The following is a 22666-nucleotide window of genomic DNA, read 5'->3' on the forward strand; positions in this document are numbered from 1 at the left end:
CGTCCCGAGGGTCGCGGGAAGGCGCTCCGGGAGCCGCCGGGGCCGGTTACGGCTGCCCGGCCGTCTCGCTCGCGGCCGGTTCCGGCGGGGGCACCGGCGCCCCCGGCAGCCGTACGGTCGCCACCGTGCCGCCGCCCGGTGCCGGGGCCAGCGCGACCTCGCCGCCGCACTGCTGGACCGTACGGGCGACGATGGACAGGCCGAGGCCGGAGCCGGGCAGCGCGCGGGCGCCGGGGGAGCGCCAGAACCGGTCGAAGACGTGGGGGAGTTCGTCCGCGGGGACACCGGGACCGTGGTCGCGCACGGTGAGCACGCCCCCGGTCAGCCGGACCTCGATGGTGCCGCCCTCGGGGCTGAACTTCACCGCGTTGTCCAGGATGTTGACCACGGCGCGCTCCAGCGCGGACGGCTCCCCGTACACGTACCAGGGCTCCAGGTCCGCCGTGATGGTCAGCTCCGGGCCGCGTAGCCGGGCCCGGCGCAGGGCGGCCTCCACGATGTCCTGGAACGAGGTGATCTGGGTCTGCTCGCCGCCCTGCCCCTGCGGCCGGGACAGCTCCTGCAAGTCGCCGATCAGCGACGCCAGTTCGGTCACCTGCGCCGTCACCGAGGCGAGCAGGTCCTTGCGGTCCTCCGGCGGGAGCGGACGGCCGGTCTCCTCGCTGCGGGTGAGCAGTTCGATGTTGGTGCGCAGCGAGGTCAGCGGGGTGCGCAGCTCGTGCCCGGCGTCCGCGATCAGCTGCTGCTGCATCACGCGCGACCCGGCCAGCGAGGAGGTCATCGAGTTGAACGACCGCGACAGCCGGGCCACCTCGTCGTCGCTGTCGTCCTCCACGGGGATGCGGATGGTCAGGTCCTCGGTACGGGCCAGCTGCTCCACGGCCTCCGTCAGCCGGTCGACCGGGCGCAGGCCCGCGCGGGCCACGGCGAGACCGGCGGCGCCCGCTCCCAGCACGCCGACGCCGGAGACGAGGAGCAGGATGAGCGCGAGGTCGTCCAGCGTCTTCTGGGTGTCCTTCAGGGAGATGGCGGCCACCACGACGATGCCGGGGTAGGTCTCGCCCGGCCCCGTCGGGATGGCCATGTCCATGACCCGCACGTCGTTTCCGGCGCTGTCGGAGCTGTCGTAGAAGAGGCGCTTGCGGAAGTCCATGCCCTTCGCCGCGTTCCTGTCCGTCGCCGTCACCTTCACCACGCCGTCGGAGTCCGGCACGACGCAGAACTTGCCGTCGACCGTCACCATCTGGAGGTACACGAAGGCCGGGGAGCGGCCGACCATGGTGGCCGGGGCCTGCGGGCAGGCGGCCAGCAGCGTGGTGGCGTAGTCGGGGGAGAACGGCCTTATGCTCATCAGCCGGTTGTCCACCTCGTCGTAGAGCTTCTTCTCCACGATGAACCAGCACGACACCGACACCGCCGCGACCGCGAACGCCACCGCCGCCGCGACCAGGACGGCCAGCCGGGCCCTGATCGGCAGCGAACGGTAGCGCCGTACGACCTTGTTCACTCGGCGCCGCCCTGCCGCAGCACATAGCCGACGCCCCGCACGGTGTGCACCAGCCGGGGCTCCCCGCCCGCCTCGGTCTTGCGCCGCAGATACATCACGTACACGTCCAGCGAGTTGGAGGACGGCTCGAAGTCGAAGCCCCAGACCGCCTTGAGGATCTGCTCGCGGGTGAGGACCTGGCGCGGGTGCGCCATGAACATCTCCAGGAGCGTGAACTCGGTGCGGGTCAGCTCGACCTGCCGGCCGCCCCGCGTGACCTCGCGGGTCGCGAGGTCCATGCGCAGATCGCCGAAGGCGAGGGCCTCGTCCGCCTGGGCCGCCGGGGAGACGGCCGCCGCGTACGAGCTGCGCCGCAGCAGGGCGCGGATCCGGGCGAACAGCTCGTCCAGCTCGAACGGCTTGACGAGGTAGTCGTCGGCGCCCGCGTCCAGGCCGGTCACCCGGTCGCCGACCGTGTCGCGGGCGGTGAGCATGAGGATCGGCAGGGTGTCCCCGCCGCCCCGGATGCGGCGGGCCGCCGTCAGACCGTCCATCCGGGGCATCTGGATGTCCAGGACGACCAGGTCCGGCTGGTACGCCGCGGCCTTCTCCAGCGCGTCCGCGCCGTCGACGGCGACCTCGGTGTCGTACCCCTCGAAGGCGAGGGAGCGCTGGAGCGCCTCGCGTACGGCCGGCTCGTCGTCGACGATCAGGATGCGCTGGGTGTCACGGTCGCCTTCGGCGGGGCTCATGCTCGCGATTCCTCGGGGGGATGGGTTCTGTGGTGGATGGTGAGCTGTCCTCCAGCCTGCCATGGTGCCGGGCCGGGCGGCACGGATGCCGGAGGTCAGGCCGTGAGGGCGGCGAGATTGCGCATCGCGGTCAGCCGGTGCAGCGGCACCTTGTGGCCCCGGCGGTGGTGCCGGTCCGCGGCGCTGCGGCGCAGTCCCATCAGCTGGGGGACGTGCGCCGGGGCGATCTCCGCGGCGCGGGGCTCGGGGGCGGCCGGCGCGTGCAGCCGGCGTGCCACGGCGAGGGCGAGGGTGAGGTCGGCCGGGCAGAGGCCCGCTTCCCGGTGGAAAGTCAGCTGGATCATGATGTTCCTCCAGACACCCCGAGTGACGCTGGACGGCCCCGGTGGGACCGGTGTGTGCGGTCCCGGTGGGACCGGTGTGCGGGCCCGAGGGGCCCACGTGAGGCCCCGGTGGGGCCCTAGTTCCGCCCGCCCGACCGCAGCTTGGCCAGGTCGGACTTGACCGTGTTGACGGGGATCGCGAAGCCGAGGCCGATGCTGCCCGCGTCCGAGGACGAGGACGCCTGCTGGCTCGACGAGTACATCGCGGAGTTGATGCCGATGATGTTGCCGGCCGCGTCGATCAGCGCGCCGCCGGAGTTGCCGGGGTTGAGGGAGGCGTCCGTCTGGATCGCCTTGTAGGTGGTGGTGGACGAGCCGGTGTCGCCGTTGAACTCGCGTCCGCCGAACTGGAACGGCCAGCTCCCGTCGCCGCCCTGGCCCTGCCCCTGGCTCTCGTCCGTGGGCACCGTGACATCCCGGCCGAGCGCCGAGACGATGCCGCTGGTGACGGTGCCGGTCAGGCCCTCGGGCGAGCCGATCGCCACCACCGAGTCGCCGACCTGCACGCTGTCCGAGTTGCCGAGGCTCGCCGCCCGCAGCCCCGAGGCGCCCTCCAGCCTGATCAGCGCGAGGTCCTTGGAGCGGTCGGTGCCCACCACGTCGGCGGTGTAGCTGTGCCCGTCGCTGGTGCGCACCTTGACCGACTGCGCGCCCGCGATGACGTGGTTGTTGGTGATGATCTCGCCCTTGGACGAGATGACCACGCCGGAACCGGTGGAGGAGCCGTCGGCGAGGGTGGCGTTGATCTCCACCACACTCGGGCTGACCGCGGCCGCGATCGCGGCGACGTTGCCCTTCTTGCCGGCCGGCACCACGGCGGTGCTGGTCCCGGTGGCGGTCGCGTCGCTCTTGCCCGCCAGCTCCTGGAAACCGTACGCGGTGGCGCCGCCGACCGCCGCCGCGACGAGCGCGACCGCCGCGAGCAGGGCCACGGAACCGCGGGCCCGCTTGCGCCCCGGCTCCGGCGCCCCCTGCGGTCCGGCGGGCGGCAGGGGCGAGGTGGCCGTGGCCGCCGGCTCGTACGCCGGCGGAGGCGGCCACTGCGGGTTCACGGGAGCGGAGTAGCCGTGACTCTGACTGTGCGGACCCTGCGGGTCGTAGTCGTACTCGCCGCTGCGGCGGAAGCTCTCGGTCATGGAAGAAGCCTCCCCGGCGACCATGAGAGCTTCCTGAGTGCGTGCTGAGAAGCCCGGCAGAACCTCGTTTGCCCGATATAAAGACGCCCCTCGGCGCGCGGCGACGGCTCTCACCGGCCTCTCAGAAGGCGCGACGACGACGTTGTCAGTGCACGCAGCCGCAGGAGGGGCGCACCACCAGCCGGGAGGGGTACGTCTTCAGCCGCTCGCGCCGGGACCCGGCCACCCGCAGCCCGTCGTCCAGCACCAGGTCGACCGCCGCCCGCGCCATCGCCGAGCGGTCGGAGGCGACCGTGGTCAGCGGCGGGTCGGCGAACGCGGCCTCCTTGATGTCGTCGAAGCCGGCCACGGCCAGCTCGCCGGGCACGTCGATGCGCAGCTCGCGGGCGGCCCGCAGCACACCGATCGCCTGGTCGTCGGTGGAGCAGAACATCGCCGGCGGCCGCTGCGGCCCGGACAGGATGCCGAGGGCCGCGCGGTAGGCGTCGTACCGGTTGTACGGTGCCTCGAACAGCCGGCCCTCGGTGCTCAGGCCCGCCTCGGCCATGGCCCGCTTCCAGCCCTCCACGTGGTCGGAGACCGGGTCGCCGACGGCCGGGGTGTCCGCGGTGCCGCCCATGCAGGCGACGTACGGGTGGCCGTGTTCGAGCAGGTGGCGCACGGCGAGCTGGGCGCCGCCGAGGTCGTCCGTCACCACGGCGACGTCGTCGATGGCCTCCGGCCGCTCGTGCAGCAGCACCACGCGGGCGTCCCAGGCGTCGATCTCGGCGGCGGCGAGGTCGTTCAGCGCGTGGCTGACCAGGATCAGACCGGAGACCCGCATCCCGAGGAAGGCCCGCAGATAGTGGACCTCGCGCTCGGCGATGTAGTCGGTGTTGCCGACGAGCACCATCTTGCCGCGCTCGGAGGCGGCCTGTTCCACGGCGTGCGCCATCTCCCCGAAGAAGGGCTGGCGGGCGTCCGGGATGATCAGCCCTATCAGGTCGGTGCGCCGGGACGCCATCGCCTGGGCGACCCGGTCCGGGCGGTACCCCAGCTCCTTGATCGCGGCGAGGACACGCTCGCGCGTGGCCGGTGCGACCGGCCGGGGTCCATTGTTGATGACATAACTGACGACGGCGGTGGAAGTCCCCGCCAGCCGCGCCACATCATCCCGAGTCACCTTGGCCACGCGCGGAGTCTACGCGGATTGACCCAGCTCGGGCAGGGTGTTCCACACCCGGCTGTGCGCGGGAAACCGTCGGAGGGTGTGGAGGATCAGGCGTCCGCGTGGACCTCGGTCTCGGCCGGGGCGCCGGACGCGTCCGCCTCGTCCGCCTTGGCCCGGTTCGCCTTCGCCTTGGCCTCGTCCCCGCCGCGGTCGCCCTTCTCGGGGGTGACGAACCGGTAGCCGACGTTCCGTACGGTGCCGATCAGCGACTCGTGCTCCGGGCCGAGCTTGGCCCGCAGCCGCCGTACGTGCACGTCGACGGTCCGGGTGCCGCCGAAGTAGTCGTAGCCCCACACCTCCTGGAGCAGCTGCGCGCGGGTGAAGACCCGGCCCGGATGCTGGGCGAGGTACTTCAGCAGCTCGAACTCCTTGAAGGTCAGGTCGAGCACCCGGCCCTTGAGCTTGGCGGAGTACGTCGCCTCGTCCACGGAGAGGTCGCCGTTGCGGATCTCCATCGGCGAGTCGTCGTGCGTGAGCTGCTGGCGGCCCATGGCGAGCCGCAGCCGCGCCTCCACCTCGGCCGGGCCCGCGGTGTCGAGGAGCACGTCGTCCACGCCCCAGTCGGCCGTGACGGCGGCGAGCCCGCCCTCGGTGACCACGAGCAGCAGGGGACAGCCGGGGCCGGTGGAGCGCAGCAGCTGGCACAGGCTGCGCACCTGCGGCAGGTCGCGCCGGCCGTCGATCAGGATGACGTCGGCGCCGGGGGTGTCGACCAGGGCGGGGCCCTCGGCGGGGGCGACCCGCACGTTGTGCAGGAGCAGGCCGAGGGCCGGCAGGACCTCCGTCGACGGCTGGAGGGCGTTGGTCAGGAGCAGCAGAGAACTCATACGTCTGGTTCCTCCTCGGTCCCTGCGAGAACTGTGCGGACGGGCACTGCTCTGCGTTCCCGAAGGCCCGTACACCGGGGGGCACCCGAAGGGGCCACTCCGTATACAACGCTTCCGAAAGCACAAAAGGACCCGGTGGCGACGCTGCCCGAGTCCTCTGCCCAGCAGAATAGCCCACATGAGCAATCGCCCGGCAGGAGATGTGGCAGGTTCCACCGTACGTCCGGATGCCGAGACAGGCAGACCAGGCCCTGTCCGGACATTCCTGCGCACGGCGGACGGCGTCCCGGTCGAGGTCGTATACGACGCGGGCGCGGCCGTATACGACCCCGGTGCCCCGGTCCTGGTGATCGCGCACGGTTTCACGGGGGACGTGGACCGTCCGCATGTGCGAAGGGTGGCGGCCGGGCTCGCCCGTCACGGCGCCGTCGTGACGTTCTCCTTCCGGGGCCACGGGCGTTCGGGCGGACGCTCCACGGTCGGCGACAAGGAGGTCCTCGACCTGGCCGCCGCCGTCGCCTGGGCGCGCGGCTTCGGGCACGGGCGCCTGGCGACCGTCGGCTTCTCCATGGGCGCCTCGGTGGTGCTGCGGCACGCGGCCCTTTGTCCGGGCACGGTGGACGCGGTGGTCGCGGTCAGCTCGCCGGCCCGCTGGTACTACCGGGGCACCGCCCCGATGCGCCGGCTGCACTGGCTGGTCACCCGCCCCGAGGGCCGCCTGGTCGGCCGCTACGGCCTGCGCACCCGCATCCACCACCGCGACTGGGACCCCATACCGCTCTCCCCCGTCGAGGCGGTCCCCCGGATCGCCCCCACCCCGCTGCTGATCGTGCACGGCGACCGGGACGGCTACTTCCCGCTCGACCACCCGCGGATGCTCGCCGACGCCTCCGGCGGCCACGCCGAACTGTGGCTGGAGCCGGGCATGGGCCACGCCGAGCACGCCGCGGACGACGCCCTGGTGGACCGCATCGGGGACTGGGCCGCCCGCCGCTGCGGCTAGCCTGGCTTCCGTTACTTACTGACTTTTACCAGCCGTCGATTGAGGAACCAGATGCCCAAGGTCACGGTGCGCTACTGGGCCGCCGCCAAGGCCGCGGCCGGTGTCGCCGAGGAGCCGTACGACGCGGCCACCCTCGCCGACGCGCTCTCCGCCGTCCGCACCCGGCACCCCGGTGAACTCACCCGCGTGCTCCAGCGCTGCTCCTACCTGATCGACGGCGACCCCGTCGGCACGCGCGCGCATGAGACGGTACGGCTGGCCGAGGGCGGCACGGTCGAGGTGCTCCCGCCGTTCGCAGGAGGGTGAGTCGATGACCGACCAGCCGTATCAGGGCGGCCCCTACGAGGGCTACGACGCCTACCAGCAGCCGACACCCCCACAGGACTGGCCGGGCCACCCCGCCCCCCCGGGCGGCTACGACCCCCAGCAGACCCAGACCTGGCAGGGCCAGACCTGGGAGACCCAGACCCACGCACCGGTCCAGGCGGCGGAGGCGACGGCGTACCTGCCACCGGTGACGGGCTATCCGGGACCGGACCAGGGCCAGGGGTACCAGCAGGGCGGGCAGGGGACGCAGCCGCAGCATCAGTGGGCGGGGCAGCAGCAGGTGGGGCAGCCTGGGCCGCAGCCGCAGCCGCAGCCGCAGCCGCAGCCGCAGCCGCAGCCGGTGGCGGGCCCCGCGCAGGCCGCGCCGGTCTCCGCGCCCGAGTCCCCGGCCGGGGCCGCCGGGGAGCCGTCGGGCGACGAGCCCTCGTACGGCCCCGCGACACTCGCCGGCAACTCCCGGATCACCGACGCGCAGCGGGCCCGCCTGGAGGGCCGTTCGCCGATCATCGAGCCCGGCATGCAGCCGGCGCTGCTCACCGCGCTGCTCGGCCTGCTGCTGGCCGCGGCGGCGGGCCTCGGCTCGTACGCGCTGGCCGTCCCGCTGGTGCTGCTCCAGGCGGTGACGGCGGCGGGCTGGTTCCGGCTGAACGGCATGTGGCCGGCCCGGCAGGGCATCGCGCTGGCGTTCGCGGGCGGTCTGGCGGCCGACGTGGCGGTCCTGGCCGCGGGCCGCGGCAACGCCCCTGCCGCGATCCTGGGCACCCTCGGTGTGTGGGTCCTGCTCTCCCTGGTCCTCCAGCTCCGCTCGCACGCCTCGCCGGACGAGCGGATGTACGGCCTGATGGCGACGGTCGCCTCCGCGGCCCTGGCGATCCTGGCCACCGGCTACCTGGGCGCCGACCCGCACGCGACCTCGGTGGGCGCGGCCGCGGTGGCGGTCGCCGCGCTGGCGCGTGCGCTGCCCCTGCCGACCCCCGCGTCGGTCGTGGTCGCGCTGCTCGCCGCGGCGGGCGCGGGCATCGCGGTGGGCGGCATGACCGGCCTCGGCACCCGGGGCGCCCTCCTCGGCGCGCTGGCCGGCGCCTGCGCCCTGGTCGGCCACCGCGTCGCCAGCTACGACTACCCCTCCCGCTTCGTCCACTTCACCGCGGGCGTCGCCCTCCCCCTGTCGGCGGCGGCACCGGTGGTGTGGGCGCTGGGGCGGGTGCTGGGCTGAGCACGCGGTCGGGGCGCCCTCACACGTAGGTCTCGTACGCCGGGTCGTCCAGCTACGCCCGCTGTCCGCCCAGGGCGTCGGCCGTGAGCCCGAACCGGGACACGTCCGGCGACCCTCGCTCCCGCCACCACCGGTAGGCCGCGCTCACCTCGCCCCACAGGCGCCGGGGCCCCGACTGCCAGACGGAGGCGTCCCGCTGCCCGTCGCGGAACAGGACGCACGCCCAGGACAGGTCGGACAGGCCGTAGAACCAGACGGGCCGTGCGCCGTCGCGTTCGTCCGCGACGGCCTGCCGGCATGAACTCCACGGACCGTGTGAAGCGACCCCCGGCGGTCTCGCCCCCGACCGTCAGCCGGGCCACGGCGTCCGCGTTGCCGTAGGCGGTGCCCCAGGGCGCGAGGATCACCCCGCCGGGTCCAGGCCGGGGGGGGACGGGGCGGATGCCGACCGTGGCGAGGACGCATCCGTACGGCGCCCGGCCCGCATGCCCCGCGTACCCGTCGCCGACGATCACCTCCGGGTACAGCCCCTGCCGGTACAACCGGTCGCGGGCCGCCGCGGAGACGGCCCTGTCCACGTCGACGGTCGTGACGTGACGGCGACCGAGACGGTGCGTCAGCGCGCCGGCCGTAGACAACGGACGGCATGGACGAGGAACTGGTGGACAGCCTGCCCGGCCCGGTCCCCCGGTGCGCGCCGTCGTCCCACTGGGTGACGATCGGGACATTGTCGTCGGCCGCGGCGGTCCGTACCCGGAGCTACTTACTGCTCGCCCTTGACCCCGCTCACGAACGCCTTCCAGGCGGGGGCGGTGAAGAGGAGGGGGGCGCGGGTGGTGTCCTTGCTGTCGCGGACGGGGACGAGGGGGAGGTTGTCGGCGAACTCCAGGCACTCGCCGCCGTCCTGGTTGCTGTAGGAACTCTTGCGCCAGTCGGCGCCGTGGAGGAGATCGTCGGAGACCTCGACGCAGGCGCCGCCGTCCTGGTTGCTGTAGCTGCTCTTACGCCACGTGACGGTGCTCAGATCGATGGCTCGCATGGCGCTTCCTCCAGCATCCGCTTGATGAACTCGCGCGATTCGTCCGGAGATAGGGCCAAATCGCGAACTCGATCGTATCGGAACTGGAGTGACTCAACAGCTGTTGCCTCTTCGACGAGTTCGCCCGAGTAACCCGTCTCGACCCAAGCGACGGTCCGCCCCTCAGCGCCTCGCAGGAACATGGTGTGCGTGTTCGTCAGCGCATGCAGGCCGATCGGCAGCGGTAGCACCTGGACGATGACGTTGGAGCGCTGTCCCATCGCCTGAAGATGGCTCAATTGCGTACGCCACGCATTCGAATCACGAAGCGGGCTGCGCAGCACGGTCTCGGCGATGATCGCCCTGAACTGCGGCCCGTCGTCCGCGAGCAGCAGTTCGCGGCGCCCCATGCGAGCCGTCACTTGCGTCTCCAGTTCCGTTCCGCCCTGCCCGCCCTGCTTGAGCAGTTCCGTCGCGTACTCCGCGGTTTGCAGCAGGCCAGGGACGATGCACGGCGCGAACTGCCACATGCTGACCGCCCTGGCCTCCAGCGACATGTACTGCCAGTACCGCTCCTTGAACTGCTTCGGGTCCGCCTTCGCCAGCTCCCACAGTGTGAGCAGCTTGTCGCCCGTGCCGTAGAACGTGTCCAGCGCGGCCACCGTCTCCGGGCCGCCGAGCGACTGGCCCTTCTCCATCTTGCTGAAGAGGGTCGGGTCCCAGCCCACCTGCGCGGCCAACGCCCGGAAGGTCAACTGGCGTTCGTCCCGGAGTAACCGCAGTTCCTCGATGAAGCGAGCCCTCGGCTCCTGGCTGCGACCCGTGGTCGCCCGTCGCTGCGGCACCGCACCCTCCCCGGTTTGTGGAATTTGTGGCACATGGCCCGCGCGGCCTGGCACAAGGCGCCGTTCCATGCGTTTCCGCCGTCGCGCTGGGCCATCCTCGTATCAGGCCAGGAATACGCAGAGTAGTGCAACCGGCTCATTCCGTATAGAAGTTGGAGCAAAGGAGTAAATCAGGTGAGTACGAATCCGGTCACCCCGGCGGCCCGAGCCGACCTCTACGACCGCGCACGCCTCAGCGCCGAGGTGCGGATCGCGAACGAGCGTGCGCTGGCGGCGCCGCCGGACCCGGACGACCTGAGCCGGCCGCCCCGCCCGGTGCCGGGCTGCTCGGCGTGCCTGGCGCTCGCGGAGCGGCGCGAGGTGGCGCGGACGGAGTGCGACCGCAGCGCGGAGGCGGACGCGAACGTGCTGCTGCGCCGGCACCAGAGGGCGGAGCACCGCCCGTGACCAGGCCCACGACGCGCAATGAGGACCGCGCCCCGCTGAACCCCGGCTACGCGATCCCGCCGCCGCTGTTCCCGCCGACGCCCCGGTCGCCGGCGCACTGGCCGCTGCCGCCCGCGGCACCCGCCCCCGAGGCCGTACCGCGCCGTCGCCACCGCGCCCGGAAAGTCGACGGCACGTTCGTGAGCGGTGCGCTGACCGTGCTCAGCCTGGCGAGCCTGCTGGTGACGATCGCCGTGGTGGCGGTCTGAGCCGCACTCGCGCCGCGGGCTACGCTTCCCGCATGGCGAAGAAGCTCGTGATCAAGGTGACGGCCGGGGCCGATGCCCCTGAGCGCTGCTCGCAGGCGTTCACGGTGGCGGCGGTGGCCGTGGCCAGCGGGGTCGACGTCTCGCTGTGGCTGACCGGGGAGTCGTCCTGGTTCGCACTGCCGGGGCGGGCCGCGGAGTTCGAGCTGCCGCACGCCGCTCCGCTGCCCGATCTGATCGATTCCGTCCTCGCGGCCGGCCGCGTCACGCTGTGCACCCAGTGCGCGGCCCGGCGGGAGATCACGGAGAAGGACGTGCTGGAGGGCGTGCGCATCGCGGGCGCGCAGGTCTTCGTGCAGGAGGCGCTGGCCGACGACGCGCAGGCGCTCGTCTACTAGGACAAGTGGTTCAGGGGCGCGGGCGCTTCTTGCCGTCCAGTTCGTCCCACCACTCGTCGGACTTGGGATCGCCGGAGGGGTCGTCCCACCAGCGGTCCTCCGGCCCCCGGCGGTTCGCGATCATCGCCGCGACCGGCGGGATCACCATGGCGACGACACACATGCCGACGGCCGCCGGGACGGACCAGATCCGTACGACCCCCCACGCCAGGACGAAGAGGCCGATACAGACCCCCATCATGGCGAAGTACACGTGACGTCGCCGTGCGTACATGCTTCCAGGGTAGGGCGGGTGGCCCGGTTCAGCGCCACCGCGGGCACGGCCCGTGGGGGCAGGCTCCCGGCGTGAGGGGAACACGCGGCGTGGGCCGCGGGGAGACGGCGGACGGAGTCCGGCGCAGCGGTCCCGAAGCCTGCGGAGCAGTGCGAGGGCCGCGTCAGGGAGGGGTCACGTGACGTCGCCGTGCGTACATGCTTCCAGGGTAGGCCGAGTCGCCTCGCTCGGCGCCGCCGTCGCATACGGGTTCGGCGCCTGCGGCTGCCTGCCCTGTCACAGATGATCGACATTTACCCTGCCCGAAGCCGCGCGGCGTTACCGTTGCGTAGCCGTGACCTACGTCGACCGGGGGGAAACACCACATGCGCGCCCTGCGAATACTGCTGATCGTCGTCGTGATCCTGGGCGGCCTGTTCGTGATCGCGGACCGGGTGGCGGTGCACTTCGCCCAGGGGGAGGCCGCGGACAAGCTGAAGTCCTCGGAGAACCTGCCGACGACGCCGAGCGTGGACATCAAGGGCTTCCCCTTCCTCACCCAGGTCGCCGGCGGCTCGCTGGACGACGTCGAGGTCGGGATCAAGAGCTACGACGCGGCCACCGGGCAGGCGGGGCAGACGATCCGCGTCGACGACCTCAAGGCGGACATGAAGGGCGTCTCCTTCTCCGGCGACTACAGTTCCGCCACCGCCTCCAGCGCCACCGGCACCGCGACCATCTCGTACGGCGAACTCCTGAAGACCGCCAAGTCGCAGCCCACCGACATCGGCCTCGGCATCCAGGCCAAGGTCGTCGGCCTCTCCGACGGCGGCAACGGCAAGATCAAGGTCGCCGTCAAGGTGAACGGCACCATCGCCGGTGCCATCCCCGTCGACCGCACGGTCTCCGTCCTGAGCACCGTCAGCGTCGTCAACAACAAGGTCGAGGTGCACGCCGACTCCCTCCCCTCGGTCGCCGGGCTCGGGCTCGCCGAGGACCGCGTCCGCACGATCACCGACTTCCAGCAGGTCGTCGACCAGCTGCCCGGCGGTATCAAGCTGGACAAAGTGGAGGCCGCCCGGAACGGCGTGCGGATCAGCGTGAAGGGTTCCGACGTCAAGCTGGCGGGGTAGAAGCCGCGAAACGGCCCGGATGGGCACCGTACGTCCGGCAGTCGAGACGGTGACGTCCGTACCGCAGATGTGAGAGCGCACCCGAGCGCCCGAAGGCCCCTTCCACGGCCGCCGGGCGCTTTCTTCATCCCGCCATTCGGACGATCCTGTCTCGCCATACGACACACCGGTGACACGCGCGCCTCCGCGTACCTACGATCGAGGCCATGAAGCGTCAGGCGGATCTCACGAAGCGGCGGGCAGTCGACCTGTGCCGCGTAGCCGCCATGCTCTGTCGCCCCTTCTGAGCGGGAGCCCCGCTTCCGCGTCATCCCCCCTGCCCCGCTGGGCACCCGTGCGCCGCCCGCACCCCGAGCGCGCGCCCCTTCGCACACGCACGCCCCGCCGTAACTGCCCCGGAGGAGAAAGCATGAGTCGCAGCGACGTCCTGGTCGACGCCGACTGGCTGCAGGAGCACCTGGACGACCCGACCATCGCGATCGTCGAGGTGGACGAGGACACGTCCGCCTACGAGAAGAACCACATCAAGAACGCGATCCGCATCGACTGGACGAAGGACCTCCAGGACCCGGTGCGCCGTGACTTCATCGACCAGGAGGGCTTCGAGAAGCTCCTGTCGCAGAAGGGCATCGCCAACGACCACACGGTGATCCTCTACGGCGGCAACAACAACTGGTTCGCCTCCTACGCCTACTGGTACTTCAAGCTGTACGGCCACGAGAACGTCAAGCTCCTCGACGGCGGCCGCAAGAAGTGGGAGCTGGACGCCCGCGAGCTGGTCGCCGGCGACGAGGTCCCCGAGCGCCCGGAGACCACGTACAAGGCCAAGCCGCAGAACACCGCGATCCGCGCCTTCCGCGACGACGTCGTCAAGGCCATCGGCGTCCAGAACCTGGTCGACGTGCGATCCCCCGACGAGTTCTCCGGCAAGCTGCTCGCCCCGGCCCACCTGCCGCAGGAGCAGTCGCAGCGTCCGGGCCACGTCCCGAGCGCGCGCAACATCCCGTGGTCGAAGAACGCCAACGACGACGGCACGTTCAAGTCGGACGAGGAGCTCAAGGAGCTGTACACCGCGGAGAACGTGGACCTCGCCAAGGACACGATCGCCTACTGCCGCATCGGTGAGCGCTCCGCCCTGACCTGGTTCGTGCTGCACGAGCTGCTCGGCGTGGAGAACGTCAAGAACTACGACGGCTCCTGGACCGAGTACGGCTCGCTCGTCGGCGTGCCGATCGAGCTCGGCGCCAACAAGTAAGCGACCCCAAGCGACCTCTGGAGAAACAGCATGTGCGGAGCGAAGGCCGGCGGCCCCGACGCCTCGGCGATCAAGCCCGGTGAGACCACGATCCAGGGCCAGGTGACCCGCGACGGCGAGCCGGTGACGGGTTACGTCCGGCTGCTCGACTCGACCGGCGAGTTCACCGCGGAGGTGCCGACCTCGGCGACCGGCCAGTTCCGCTTCTACGCGGCCGAGGGGACGTGGACCGTGCGCGCCCTGGTGCCCGGCGGCTCCGCCGACCGCACGGTCGTCGCACAGCAGGGCGGGCTCGCGGAGGTCGCCATCGCCGTCTGACCGGCAGCGCGCGAGGGCCGCACCCCCTGGGTTGGACGCCGGCGGGGGTGCGGCCCTTCGGCGTGCCGGAGCGGACCGCCCGGCCGGGCCGCCCCGGACCGCCGGGGAACGGCCGGGGCCCACCTCGGAAGGAGAGCCGGGGCACGGCCGCGTAAGCTGGGGCCCGGCTCTGTCGTATGCCCACCCTCGCTCAAGGAGCACCCGTGGAGATCTTCTTCGAAACCCTGCTGGTCCTGGTCTGCGTCGGCGTGCTCGCCTTCGCCTACCTGACCGTGAAGAAGCTGTACCAGGGCCAGCGCTGACCCTCCCACCAGGAAAGCTCCGCTCATGATCGAGATCCCGTCCGACCTGCACAAGGACCTCGTCCCGCTCGCCTTCCTCCTCGGCGACTGGGCCGGCGCTGGCGTGCACGACTTCCCCGGCTCGGAGAAGTGCAACTTCGGCCAGGAAGTCACCTTCACCCACGACGGCCGGGACTTCCTGGAGTACCACTCCCGCACCTGGGTGCTGGACAACGACGGCAACAAGGTCCGCCCGCTGGAGACCGAGTCCGGCTTCTGGCGGATCGACGGCGACCGCAAGGTCGAGGTCACCATGACCCGTGACGACGGCACCATCGAGATCTGGTACGGCGAGATGGCCGCCAAGAAGCCTCAGATCGACCTGGTCACCGACGCCGTCGCCCGGACCGCCGCCGCCCGCCCCTACACCGGCGGCAAGCGGCTGTACGGCTACGTCAAGAGCGATCTCATGTGGGTCGGCGAGAAGCAGACCCCCGAGGTCGAGCTGCGCCCCTACATGTCCGCCCACCTGAAGAAGGTCGTCACCCCCGAGGACGTCGAACGCTGGGCCAAGGCCCTCCCGGACGACATGCCGGACGACGGCATCGCCTTCTTCAAGTAGGCCCGCGGGGTACGTCACGGCTCTCTCTGGTCCGGCCGGATCCAAGCGGAAGACTCTAGACTCGTCGGTGTGGTGAGCACCGACTGGAAGAGTGACCTCAGGCAGCGCGGTTACCGGCTGACCCCGCAGCGCCAGCTTGTCCTCGAAGCCGTGGACACCCTGGAACACGCGACCCCCGACGACATCCTCGTGGAAGTGAGGAAGACGGCGTCGGGGGTCAACATTTCCACCGTCTACCGCACCCTGGAGCTGCTGGAGGAGCTGGGCCTGGTCAGCCATGCCCATCTGGGGCACGGCGCGCCGACATACCACCTCGCCGACCGGCACCACCACCTGCACCTGGTGTGCCGCGACTGCGAGAACGTGATCGAGGCGGACGTGAGCGTGGCGGCGGAGTTCACCGACAAGCTGCGGCGGCAGTTCGGCTTCGACACCGACATGAAGCACTTCGCGATCTTCGGCCGCTGCAAGGACTGCTCCCTGAAGAGTTCAACTACCACGTCGTAGGCTTGCCCGTATGAAAAGCCCCCTGCTGTCCCTGCCCGGCGCCGTCCCCGCCGAGGGCGTGGACGAAGGCGTCGCCGCCCACTACGGCGATCTGTTCCGCGAGCAGCGCGCCCTCGCCGAGGGCACCGGATTCGTCGACCTCTCGCACCGCGGTGTCGTCACCGTCACCGGCGAGGACCGGCTGAGCTGGCTGCACCTGCTGCTCACCCAGCACGTCAGCGATCTGCCGGTCGGCCAGGCGACCGAGGCGCTGATCCTCTCGGCCAACGGGCACATCGAGCACGTGCTGTACCTGGTGGACGACGGTACGACGGTCTGGGCGCACGTCGAGCCCGGCACGCGGCAGGCGCTGGTCGCCTACCTGGAGTCGATGAAGTTCTTCTACCGGGTGGAAGTCGCCGACCGCACCGACGAGTTCGCGGTGGTCTACCTGCCCGCCGGGTCCATCGCCGAGGCGCCCGAGGGCGTCGTCGTACGCGAGACGCCGTACGGCCGTGATCTCTTCCTGCCGCGCGCGGAGCTGGAGTCCTTCGCGGCGGCGCACGGGCCCGCGGCGGGGCTGCTCGCGCACGAGGCGCTGCGGGTGGAGCAGCACCGGCCGCGGCTCGGTTTCGAGACCGATCACCGGACGATCCCGCACGAGCTGGGCTGGATCGGCACGGCCGTGCACCTCCAGAAGGGCTGCTACCGGGGGCAGGAGACCGTCGCCCGCGTGCAGAACCTCGGCAAGCCGCCGCGCCGGCTCGTCTTCCTGCACCTCGACGGCAGCGATGTGCACCTGCCGACGCCGGGCACGGAGATCCGGCTCGCCGAGGAGGGGCCCGAGGGCCGCAAGATCGGCTTCGTGACGTCGTCGGTGCGCCACCACGAGCTGGGACCGGTGGCGCTCGCGCTGGTCAAGCGGAACGTGCCGGTCGACGCGGGGCTCCTGGCCGGGGAGACGGCGGCGGCGCAGGAGGTCGTGGTCGAGCCGTAGCGCCCTGGGCGGGCCGGGCCGGCTACATCTCCAGCAGTACGGTGAACGGCCCGTCGTTCGTCAGGGACACCCGCATCTTCGCGCCGAACCGTCCCGTCGCCACGGTCGCGCCCAGTGCCCGCAGCTGGGCCACGACCTCGTCCACCAGCGGTTCGGCGACGTCGCCGGGGGCCGCCGCGTTCCAGGTGGGGCGGCGGCCCTTGCGGGCGTCGCCGTAGAGGGTGAACTGGCTGACGACGAGCAGCGGGGCGTCGACGTCGCTGCACGAGCGCTCCCCGGACAGCATCCGCACCGACCAGAGCTTGCGGGCCAGCTGCGCCGCCTTCTCCTTGGTGTCCTCGTGGGTCACCCCGACCAGGACGCACAGGCCCTCGCCCTCGATCGCGCCCACCGTCTCGCCGTCCACGACGACGCTCGCGCCGTCCACTCTCTGCACCACCGCTCGCATGCGGACCATGATGCCGGGTACGCGGGTGGCGATCACCGGCGGCCCTTATGGAACCCTTACCGCCCATCCGGGGCCGTTCGGGGGCACTCGGTCACATACGGTGCGCCGGGGGTGGCACGATGCTGTCACACGCCGGTCGAGGGGACGGTCGAACCACATGAGCACATCCAGCACCAGCGAGCTGCCCATCCCGCAGGGGACGTACCGGCCGCCCGTGCAGCGGGCCGACGAGCCCGTGATCGCACCGGCGCCGGTGCGGCAGGCGGCGCCCGAACCGTCCCGGCCGGACCTGCCCGAGCTGTCCCGGCTGAGCCTGCCCGAACTGCGCGCGCTGCGCCGCGACGCCCAGCGCGACGAAGCCGATCTCAGCTATGTGCGGCGGCTGCTGCAGGGCCGGATCGACATCCTGCACGCGGAGCTGGCCCGCCGCGGCCGGGCGGCGGTGCCCGCGCCTAAGGACGCCTCCCTGGTCGAGCGGCTCCCGGAGATCCTGCGCGACTCCCCGGCCCGGCAGCGCTCCTCGGCCCGCCATGTCACCGTCGGCACCCCGCGGGGCGAGGAGGTACGGCGGCTCGCCGCCGAGATGCTCGCGGAGGTGGAGCTGAGCGACCTGAGCGCCCGTACGGACCTCGAACTGTCCGTCGCGCTGGGCCGGTTGGTGCGGTACGAACACGAGGTGTCGGGGCGGCGGCAGCGGCTCCAGCACACCGCCGACGGGTGCGGCGGGGAGATCGCCCGCCGGTACCGGATGGGCGAGGCGCAGGTGGAGGACCTGCTGGTGTGACGGACCGGTGACGCGGCCGGCGGGCGGAAAATGGGGAGGACATCCGGCGGGACGGATGCCTACCGTGGGCTCATGAGCGACGTCCGCACCGCCACCGAGGCCGATTTCGACGACTGGCAGCGTGCCCTGGCCGTGGGGTTCACCCAGCCTCCGGCCCTGGCCCGTGAGCAACTCGACGCCAGGCGGCGGAAGTTCACGCCGGGCCGCTATCGGGGGGCCGTCGACGGCGGGCGCTGGGTGGCCACCTTCCGGTCCTTCGAGCAGGAGCTGACCACGGTGGGCGGCGGTGTGGTGGCAGCCGACGCCATCAGCGGCGTGACCGTCAGCCCGACGCACCGCCGCCGCGGCCTGCTCAGCCGCATGATGGCCCAGGACCTCGCGGCGGCCCGCGAGCGCGGGGACGTCGTGGCCACCCTGGTCGCCGCCGAATACCCGATCTACGGCCGGTTCGGCTTCGGCCCGGCCACCTGGATGTCCCGGTGGGCCGTCGACGTACCGCGGGCCGGCCTCGACCCCCGCTGGTCCGGCCCGGACGACGGCGGCCGGATCGAGCTGCTGGACGGCGCGGAGGTGCGCAAGCTGGGCCCCGAGCTGTTCGACCGGTTCCGCCGCGCACAGCCCGGCGCGGTCAGCCGCGACGAGCTGTGGTGGGAGGAGTTCACCGGCGCGCTGCGCGTCCACTCCGACTACGTGGAGCCGGTGCACGCCCTGTACCGCTCGGCGTCCGGGGAGGCCCAGGGCCTGGTGACGTACCGGAGCGACGACACCTGGACCGGCCAGCGGCCCGACCAGACCGCGCGCGTGGAGCGGCTGTTCGGGACCACTCCGGCGGCCGAGCGCGCGCTGTGGCACTACATGTGCTCCATCGACTGGATCACCAAGGTCGACACCGGTGGGCGCGGTCCCGACGACCCGCTGCCGTACTTCCTGCCCGACCCGCGCGCCGCCCGGATCACCGATCACGCGGACATGCTGTGGGTGCGCATCCTGGACGTCGTACGGGCCCTGGAGGCGCGCGGCTACGACCGGGAGGGCGAACTGGTGCTGGAGGTCCTGGACGACGGCGGCTGGGCGGGCGGGCGGTACCGTCTGGAGGTCTCGCCCGAGGGCGCGTCCTGTACGGCCACCACCGCGAGCCCCGATCTGACGCTGGGTGTCCAGGAGCTGGCCTCCGTGTGGCTCGGCGGGGAGTCGCTGCTGCGGCTGGCCGCGCTGGGCCGGGTGCGGGCAGAGCGAGAGGGCGCCGCCCGGCTGGCCGACGCCCTGTTCCGCTCGCCCGGACGCCCCTGGTGCCCGGACGGCTTCTGACCGCTCCCCTCGTCGGCGGCGCTGATCCGTACATCCGTAGCGAGCTGTTCAGTTGTGGCTGTGCTGTGCGGTGTTCAGTTGTGGCTGTGCGCGTCGTGTTCAGTTGTCGGCGTCTTCAGTTGTGACTGTGCGCTTCGCGGGCCGTCCCCGGTCCCCGGCTCCCCGCCGAAGCGGTGACCGGTACGGCCAACCACGGGGAAGCTCGACCATGTCAGCCGAGTTGGCTGCCAACTTATCTCCACTTATCTCCGTTGGAGGGCGTCTCATAACCACCTGTCGGTGAACTGCTCCAAGTTGGCGCGAACTTGTAGGGTTCGCCCGTGGACCCGGAGCACGCCTCCGCCGGGCGACCCCGCGCGTCCCGCCGCGAGCAGTTCCGGCTGATCCATGCGGGGGAGCTGAAACCGGCCACTCCCGCCGACCTGGGAAAGTTGGCAACCAACTCGGTCCCCTCTGCCTCCACGTGGTGGTGTCGCGTAAACAACTCGTCGACAACTGCCGTCAGATGGACGGAAGTTGTAACGTTTGGTGGTGGCCCAGGAGCACATGGCAGTCGACGGCAGCGGCAGGCGCACCCCGCGGGAGATCGCGGGCGTCCTGCGCGAACGCATGCGCACCGGGATCCTTGGGCCGGGGGAACGGCTGCCCACCCAGGCCGAGTTGGCCGAGGAGTTCGGCGTCGAGCGCGGTGCCGTGCGCCAGGCCCTGCGGATGCTCCAGCAGGACGGCCTGCTCACCGGTGTCACCAAGGGCAGCCCGCCGCGGGTCGCCGAACAGCGGTCCGGGGCCGAGGAGCCCCAGCCGACCATGGTGGCCCTCGCGCCCCGGCTGACCGACGCGTTCGCGGCGCGCCACGTCCGCATCGACGCCCTCTGCCTGACCGCGCAGAGCCTGATCCCGGCCCTCGGTGAACCGTTGCGCCTGATCCACGAGGGCAAGCTGAGCCCGGAGCGCATCGACGCCCGGATCCTGCTGCCCTCGCGGGAGATCAGCCTCGCCTTCCCGGTCTCGGTCGACGCCGGGAGCGCGGAGGACGACGCGGTGCACCAGCGCTGGCTGGCCATGCGCAACGCCCAGGGTCAGGTGCTCCAGTACAACCTCCAGGCCCTGCGCGGCACCCACGACATCGACGTCCACGTCACCTTCCGGGCCCTGCCGTTCACCCCGCCGGTGAAGCTCTACCTGCTCAACGGTTCCGAGGCGCTGTTCGCGCATTACATGATCACGCGCCGGGCCGAGCCCACCGACAGCGGGACGCTGGAGATGTACGACGCGGTCGGCTCCGAGTCCCTGCTCTTTTCCTTCGAGCGGCGCGCCGGACAGCGGGATGCGGCGTTCGTGGAGGAATCTCAGAAGTGGTTCGACGCCCTCTGGGAAACCATCTCCACGGACCTGACACTCTCCTAGTGACTTCTGATACGACTTCTGATGCGAGCGAGATCGAGAAGCTTCGTGTGCTGATCACTTCCGCTCGGGTCGTGCTGTGGGACTTCGACGGGCCCATCTGCCGGCTGTTCGCCACGCACAAGGCCGAGCGGATCGCCGCGGACCTGGTGGCCTGGCTGGAGCGGCAGGGGCTGCACGGCCTGCTCACCCCGGCCGAACGCGGCACCCTGGACCCGCAGGTGGTGCTGCGCGCGGTGGGCCGCCGCCGGCCCGGCAGCGACCTCGTGACCGGCCTGGAGGAACGTCTCACCCAGGAGGAACTGCGCGCCGCCGCCTCCGCGCTGCCCACCGCCTGGGCCGACCCGCTGATCCGCACCTGGACCGCCGTCGGCACCCGGCTCGCCGTCACCACCAACAACTCGCCCCGCGTGGTGCGCAGCTACCTGGAGAGCCGGGGCCTGACCGCTTGCTTCGCCCCGCACCTGTACGGCCGTACCGAACACCTGCACCACCTCAAGCCGGACCCGCACTGCCTGCTGCGCGCCCTCGCCGCCATGGGCGCCGCCCCCGCCGCCGCCCTGATGATCGGCGACGCCCCCTCCGACCTCGCCGCCGCCCGCGACGCCGGGGTCCCCTTCCTGGGCTACGCCCGCAACGAGGCGAAGGAGAAGCCCCTGCGCGCGGCCGGCGCCGAGCACGTCGTACGGTCGCTGGAGCCGCTGTTGCGCCTGCTCAGGGGCGGGCGCGGGGTCGGCTAGCATGCGGATGCGCGGCCGGTCACCGTCCGGACGCGGGCATGCGGGCGCGGGGTGCGGCGAGGTGCCGGGCCCCGGTCGCCGGATCGGCACAGCCGAGCGGCGCACCACCCGTTGGGCTACTCCGCCGCGCCCGGCGGCCGTACCGGCCGCCACGGGGGAATAGCGTTTCCCCGGACCTGTCGTCCGGCATGTCCCCCTTGTGCGATCGACCTTCCGGAGCGGCCAGTGGGCGCACCGTCAGTTCCCCCTACCGTCGCGGGGGAGCGCGCCACGACCATGCGGACGGACGCCGCCTGCCGCGCGTTCGCGGCCCGCGCCGCGGCCGGGCGGGCGGTCCGCGAGGGCCCGCGCCACCGCGACCACGTACTGCCGCTGACCGAACCGCTCGCCGGTCTGCTCGGCCGCGCTCCGGGCACCCCGGTGACCGTGCGGCTGCCCCGCCCGGACGCGGCACCGGCCGTGCGCACCTGGGACGGCGAGGCGGAGATCCTGCGTGCGGTGCACCGGGTGCTGCCGGCTGCCGCACCGGAGTGCCTGGCCGCCGGGGACGGCTATGTCATCCACAGCCAGGTGGACGGCGAAGTGCCGCCCCCCGAGGGCGTCGCCGCGCTGCCCGCCGCCCTCGCCCAGGTGCGCGGCACCGCGCTGCCCCCGCTGCCCGCGTACTGGCCGCGCAACCACACCGACTCCCAGGGCTTCCTGCGCACCCTCGCCCACCTCGCCGACCGGCAGATCCGGGGGGTGCACCGGCGCGCGTACGGCGGCCTGTTCACCGCGCTCGGCGTCCCCGAGGACGCGCTCGCCCGGTTCGCCGACCGGGTGCCCGCGCTGACCCGCCGCCCGTACGTCCTGCTCCACGGCGACCTGCGCCGCTCCCAACTTGCGCTGAATGCGGACGGGTTGTCGTGCACGGGCTGGGAACTGGCGAGCTTCGGCGACCCGTTGTACGACCTCGCCGTCCACCTCGTACGGTCCCGGTACCCGGAGCGCGAGCGGGCGGCCGTCGTGCGCGCCTGGGCCGAGGCGGTGGGCCGCGCCCGGCCCGCCGCCGTCGCCGGGCTCGCCAGGGACCTGCCCCACCACCTCGCCCTCGAACACGCGCAGTCCCTCTACTCCGACGTCATCGGGGCCGTCCGCACCCTGGTCCGCTCCTTCGGTCCCGAGTCCCTGGAGCGGGCCACCGCCACCGTGGGCGACGCCCTGCGCGCGGCCGCCGAACCGCTGCGGCTCGGCCGGGTGCCCGGCGACGAGGAGATCGAGCGGGTCCTCTTCCGGCGCGGGGGGGGGGCGGGCGGCGGGGGGGGGGGGGGGGGGAGGTGGGGGCAAGGAAAAGGAGGGATCCAA

The 22666-nt window shown here is 72.2% G+C and carries 28 protein-coding genes and 1 pseudogene; 18 read left to right on the forward strand and 11 right to left on the reverse strand.

Annotated elements, in window-relative coordinates; all coding sequences use genetic code 11:
• Positions 1–46 precede the first annotated feature (46 nt).
• The 6 genes from ACZ7EC_RS18370 to ACZ7EC_RS18395 all read right to left on the reverse strand — a co-directional run bounded on the left by ACZ7EC_RS18370 (position 47) and on the right by ACZ7EC_RS18395 (position 5794).
• On the reverse strand, positions 47–1507 hold the full coding sequence (locus tag ACZ7EC_RS18370; RefSeq protein ID WP_471063713.1) for a HAMP domain-containing sensor histidine kinase: 1461 nt from the start codon (positions 1505–1507) through the stop codon (positions 47–49).
• Complete coding sequence (locus ACZ7EC_RS18375) at positions 1504–2238, reverse strand: response regulator transcription factor (protein ID WP_391743141.1); 735 nt, start codon at positions 2236–2238, stop codon at positions 1504–1506. Before ACZ7EC_RS18375 ends, ACZ7EC_RS18370 begins: the two co-directional genes overlap by 4 nt.
• Positions 2239–2333: 95 nt before the next feature.
• Positions 2334–2582 (reverse strand): hypothetical protein, encoded by a 249-nt coding sequence (locus ACZ7EC_RS18380; protein WP_471063715.1) that lies wholly within the window; start codon positions 2580–2582, stop codon positions 2334–2336.
• A 116-nt stretch (positions 2583–2698) separates the two neighbouring features.
• Positions 2699–3757 (reverse strand): S1C family serine protease, encoded by a 1059-nt coding sequence (locus ACZ7EC_RS18385; RefSeq protein WP_471063717.1) that lies wholly within the window; start codon positions 3755–3757, stop codon positions 2699–2701.
• Between the two features lie 145 nt (positions 3758–3902).
• Complete coding sequence (locus ACZ7EC_RS18390; protein ID WP_471063719.1) at positions 3903–4928, reverse strand: LacI family DNA-binding transcriptional regulator; 1026 nt, start codon at positions 4926–4928, stop codon at positions 3903–3905.
• Positions 4929–5014: 86 nt separating this feature from the next.
• A complete protein-coding gene (locus ACZ7EC_RS18395) occupies positions 5015–5794 on the reverse strand; it encodes a winged helix-turn-helix transcriptional regulator (RefSeq protein ID WP_471063721.1) in 780 nt (259 codons plus the stop codon).
• 178 nt (positions 5795–5972) lie between these two features.
• Here ACZ7EC_RS18395 and ACZ7EC_RS18400 point away from each other — a divergent pair, with 178 nt between their 5' ends.
• Genes ACZ7EC_RS18400 through ACZ7EC_RS18410 form a run of 3 tightly spaced genes read left to right on the forward strand, consistent with a single transcriptional unit; the run spans position 5973 to position 8340 of the window.
• A complete protein-coding gene (locus ACZ7EC_RS18400; RefSeq protein WP_471063723.1) occupies positions 5973–6797 on the forward strand; it encodes an alpha/beta hydrolase in 825 nt (274 codons plus the stop codon).
• Between the two features lie 51 nt (positions 6798–6848).
• Positions 6849–7103, forward strand: coding sequence for a MoaD/ThiS family protein (locus ACZ7EC_RS18405; RefSeq protein ID WP_397985245.1), 255 nt, complete (start codon positions 6849–6851; stop codon positions 7101–7103).
• A 4-nt stretch (positions 7104–7107) separates the two neighbouring features.
• Entirely contained in the window at positions 7108–8340 is a 1233-nt protein-coding gene (locus ACZ7EC_RS18410) for a hypothetical protein (RefSeq protein WP_471063725.1), read from the forward strand.
• 52 nt (positions 8341–8392) lie between these two features.
• Here ACZ7EC_RS18410 and ACZ7EC_RS18415 read toward each other — a convergent pair.
• The 3 genes and pseudogenes from ACZ7EC_RS18415 to ACZ7EC_RS18425 form a co-directional block, all read right to left on the reverse strand.
• Positions 8393–9084 (reverse strand): annotated as a pseudogene (locus ACZ7EC_RS18415) (methyltransferase domain-containing protein); the annotation flags it as partial.
• A 19-nt stretch (positions 9085–9103) separates the two neighbouring features.
• Positions 9104–9379 carry a DUF397 domain-containing protein gene (locus ACZ7EC_RS18420; RefSeq protein WP_471063727.1) on the reverse strand — a complete coding sequence of 92 codons (276 nt, stop codon included), beginning with the start codon at positions 9377–9379 and terminating at the stop codon, positions 9104–9106.
• A complete protein-coding gene (locus tag ACZ7EC_RS18425; protein ID WP_471063729.1) occupies positions 9361–10203 on the reverse strand; it encodes a helix-turn-helix domain-containing protein in 843 nt (280 codons plus the stop codon). Before ACZ7EC_RS18425 ends, ACZ7EC_RS18420 begins: the two co-directional genes overlap by 19 nt.
• Positions 10204–10377: 174 nt before the next feature.
• Here ACZ7EC_RS18425 and ACZ7EC_RS18430 point away from each other — a divergent pair, with 174 nt between their 5' ends.
• The 3 genes from ACZ7EC_RS18430 to ACZ7EC_RS18440 are packed head-to-tail and all read left to right on the forward strand — an operon-like array spanning position 10378 to position 11293.
• Complete coding sequence (locus ACZ7EC_RS18430) at positions 10378–10650, forward strand: hypothetical protein (RefSeq protein ID WP_471063731.1); 273 nt, start codon at positions 10378–10380, stop codon at positions 10648–10650.
• A complete protein-coding gene (locus ACZ7EC_RS18435) occupies positions 10647–10898 on the forward strand; it encodes a hypothetical protein (protein WP_471063733.1) in 252 nt (83 codons plus the stop codon). The genes ACZ7EC_RS18430 and ACZ7EC_RS18435 overlap by 4 nt, the downstream gene beginning before the upstream one ends.
• Before the next feature lie 32 nt (positions 10899–10930).
• On the forward strand, positions 10931–11293 hold the full coding sequence (locus tag ACZ7EC_RS18440) for a DsrE family protein (RefSeq protein ID WP_397985253.1): 363 nt from the start codon (positions 10931–10933) through the stop codon (positions 11291–11293).
• Positions 11294–11303: 10 nt separating this feature from the next.
• Here the strand turns inward: ACZ7EC_RS18440 and ACZ7EC_RS18445 are convergent, their stop codons facing one another.
• Complete coding sequence (locus tag ACZ7EC_RS18445; protein WP_471063735.1) at positions 11304–11567, reverse strand: DUF3099 domain-containing protein; 264 nt, start codon at positions 11565–11567, stop codon at positions 11304–11306.
• A 365-nt stretch (positions 11568–11932) separates the two neighbouring features.
• Between ACZ7EC_RS18445 and ACZ7EC_RS18450 the strand changes: the two genes are divergently transcribed.
• The 7 genes from ACZ7EC_RS18450 to ygfZ all read left to right on the forward strand — a co-directional run bounded on the left by ACZ7EC_RS18450 (position 11933) and on the right by ygfZ (position 16638).
• Positions 11933–12679: an LmeA family phospholipid-binding protein gene (locus ACZ7EC_RS18450; RefSeq protein ID WP_471063737.1), complete on the forward strand. Its 747-nt coding sequence runs from the start codon at positions 11933–11935 to the stop codon at positions 12677–12679.
• 206 nt (positions 12680–12885) lie between these two features.
• Complete coding sequence (locus tag ACZ7EC_RS18455; RefSeq protein ID WP_350751515.1) at positions 12886–12966, forward strand: Ms5788A family Cys-rich leader peptide; 81 nt, start codon at positions 12886–12888, stop codon at positions 12964–12966.
• Between the two features lie 122 nt (positions 12967–13088).
• The gene (locus ACZ7EC_RS18460; RefSeq protein WP_471063739.1) at positions 13089–13934 is read left to right on the forward strand and encodes a sulfurtransferase; all 846 of its coding nucleotides are present in this window, start codon (positions 13089–13091) and stop codon (positions 13932–13934) included.
• Between the two features lie 30 nt (positions 13935–13964).
• The gene (locus ACZ7EC_RS18465) at positions 13965–14252 is read left to right on the forward strand and encodes a DUF1416 domain-containing protein (RefSeq protein ID WP_397985257.1); all 288 of its coding nucleotides are present in this window, start codon (positions 13965–13967) and stop codon (positions 14250–14252) included.
• Positions 14253–14579: 327 nt separating this feature from the next.
• Positions 14580–15155, forward strand: a complete 576-nt coding sequence (locus ACZ7EC_RS18470) for a heme-binding beta-barrel domain-containing protein (RefSeq protein WP_471063741.1) — start codon at positions 14580–14582, stop codon at positions 15153–15155.
• A gap of 69 nt (positions 15156–15224) precedes the next feature.
• Entirely contained in the window at positions 15225–15662 is a 438-nt protein-coding gene (locus tag ACZ7EC_RS18475; RefSeq protein WP_145485803.1) for a Fur family transcriptional regulator, read from the forward strand.
• A 10-nt stretch (positions 15663–15672) separates the two neighbouring features.
• Entirely contained in the window at positions 15673–16638 is a 966-nt protein-coding gene (gene ygfZ / locus ACZ7EC_RS18480) for a CAF17-like 4Fe-4S cluster assembly/insertion protein YgfZ (protein ID WP_471063743.1), read from the forward strand.
• A 22-nt stretch (positions 16639–16660) separates the two neighbouring features.
• Here ygfZ and dtd read toward each other — a convergent pair whose 3' ends face one another.
• Positions 16661–17086 carry a D-aminoacyl-tRNA deacylase gene (gene dtd, locus ACZ7EC_RS18485; RefSeq protein ID WP_471064257.1) on the reverse strand — a complete coding sequence of 142 codons (426 nt, stop codon included), beginning with the start codon at positions 17084–17086 and terminating at the stop codon, positions 16661–16663.
• 157 nt (positions 17087–17243) lie between these two features.
• Between dtd and ACZ7EC_RS18490 the strand changes: the two genes are divergently transcribed.
• The 5 genes from ACZ7EC_RS18490 to ACZ7EC_RS18510 form a co-directional block, all read left to right on the forward strand.
• The gene (locus ACZ7EC_RS18490) at positions 17244–17870 is read left to right on the forward strand and encodes an RsiG family protein (RefSeq protein WP_471063745.1); all 627 of its coding nucleotides are present in this window, start codon (positions 17244–17246) and stop codon (positions 17868–17870) included.
• A gap of 72 nt (positions 17871–17942) precedes the next feature.
• Positions 17943–19178 (forward strand): GNAT family N-acetyltransferase, encoded by a 1236-nt coding sequence (locus ACZ7EC_RS18495; RefSeq protein WP_471063747.1) that lies wholly within the window; start codon positions 17943–17945, stop codon positions 19176–19178.
• 525 nt (positions 19179–19703) lie between these two features.
• On the forward strand, positions 19704–20585 hold the full coding sequence (locus tag ACZ7EC_RS18500) for a winged helix-turn-helix domain-containing protein (protein ID WP_471063749.1): 882 nt from the start codon (positions 19704–19706) through the stop codon (positions 20583–20585).
• Positions 20586–20632: 47 nt separating this feature from the next.
• Positions 20633–21322 (forward strand): HAD family hydrolase, encoded by a 690-nt coding sequence (locus ACZ7EC_RS18505; protein WP_471063751.1) that lies wholly within the window; start codon positions 20633–20635, stop codon positions 21320–21322.
• Between the two features lie 276 nt (positions 21323–21598).
• On the forward strand, positions 21599–22666 hold a 1068-nt coding region (locus ACZ7EC_RS18510; protein WP_471063754.1), incomplete at its 3' end, for a phosphotransferase family protein.

The sequence above is a fragment of the Streptomyces sp. NPDC037203 genome (genome assembly GCF_055605065.1).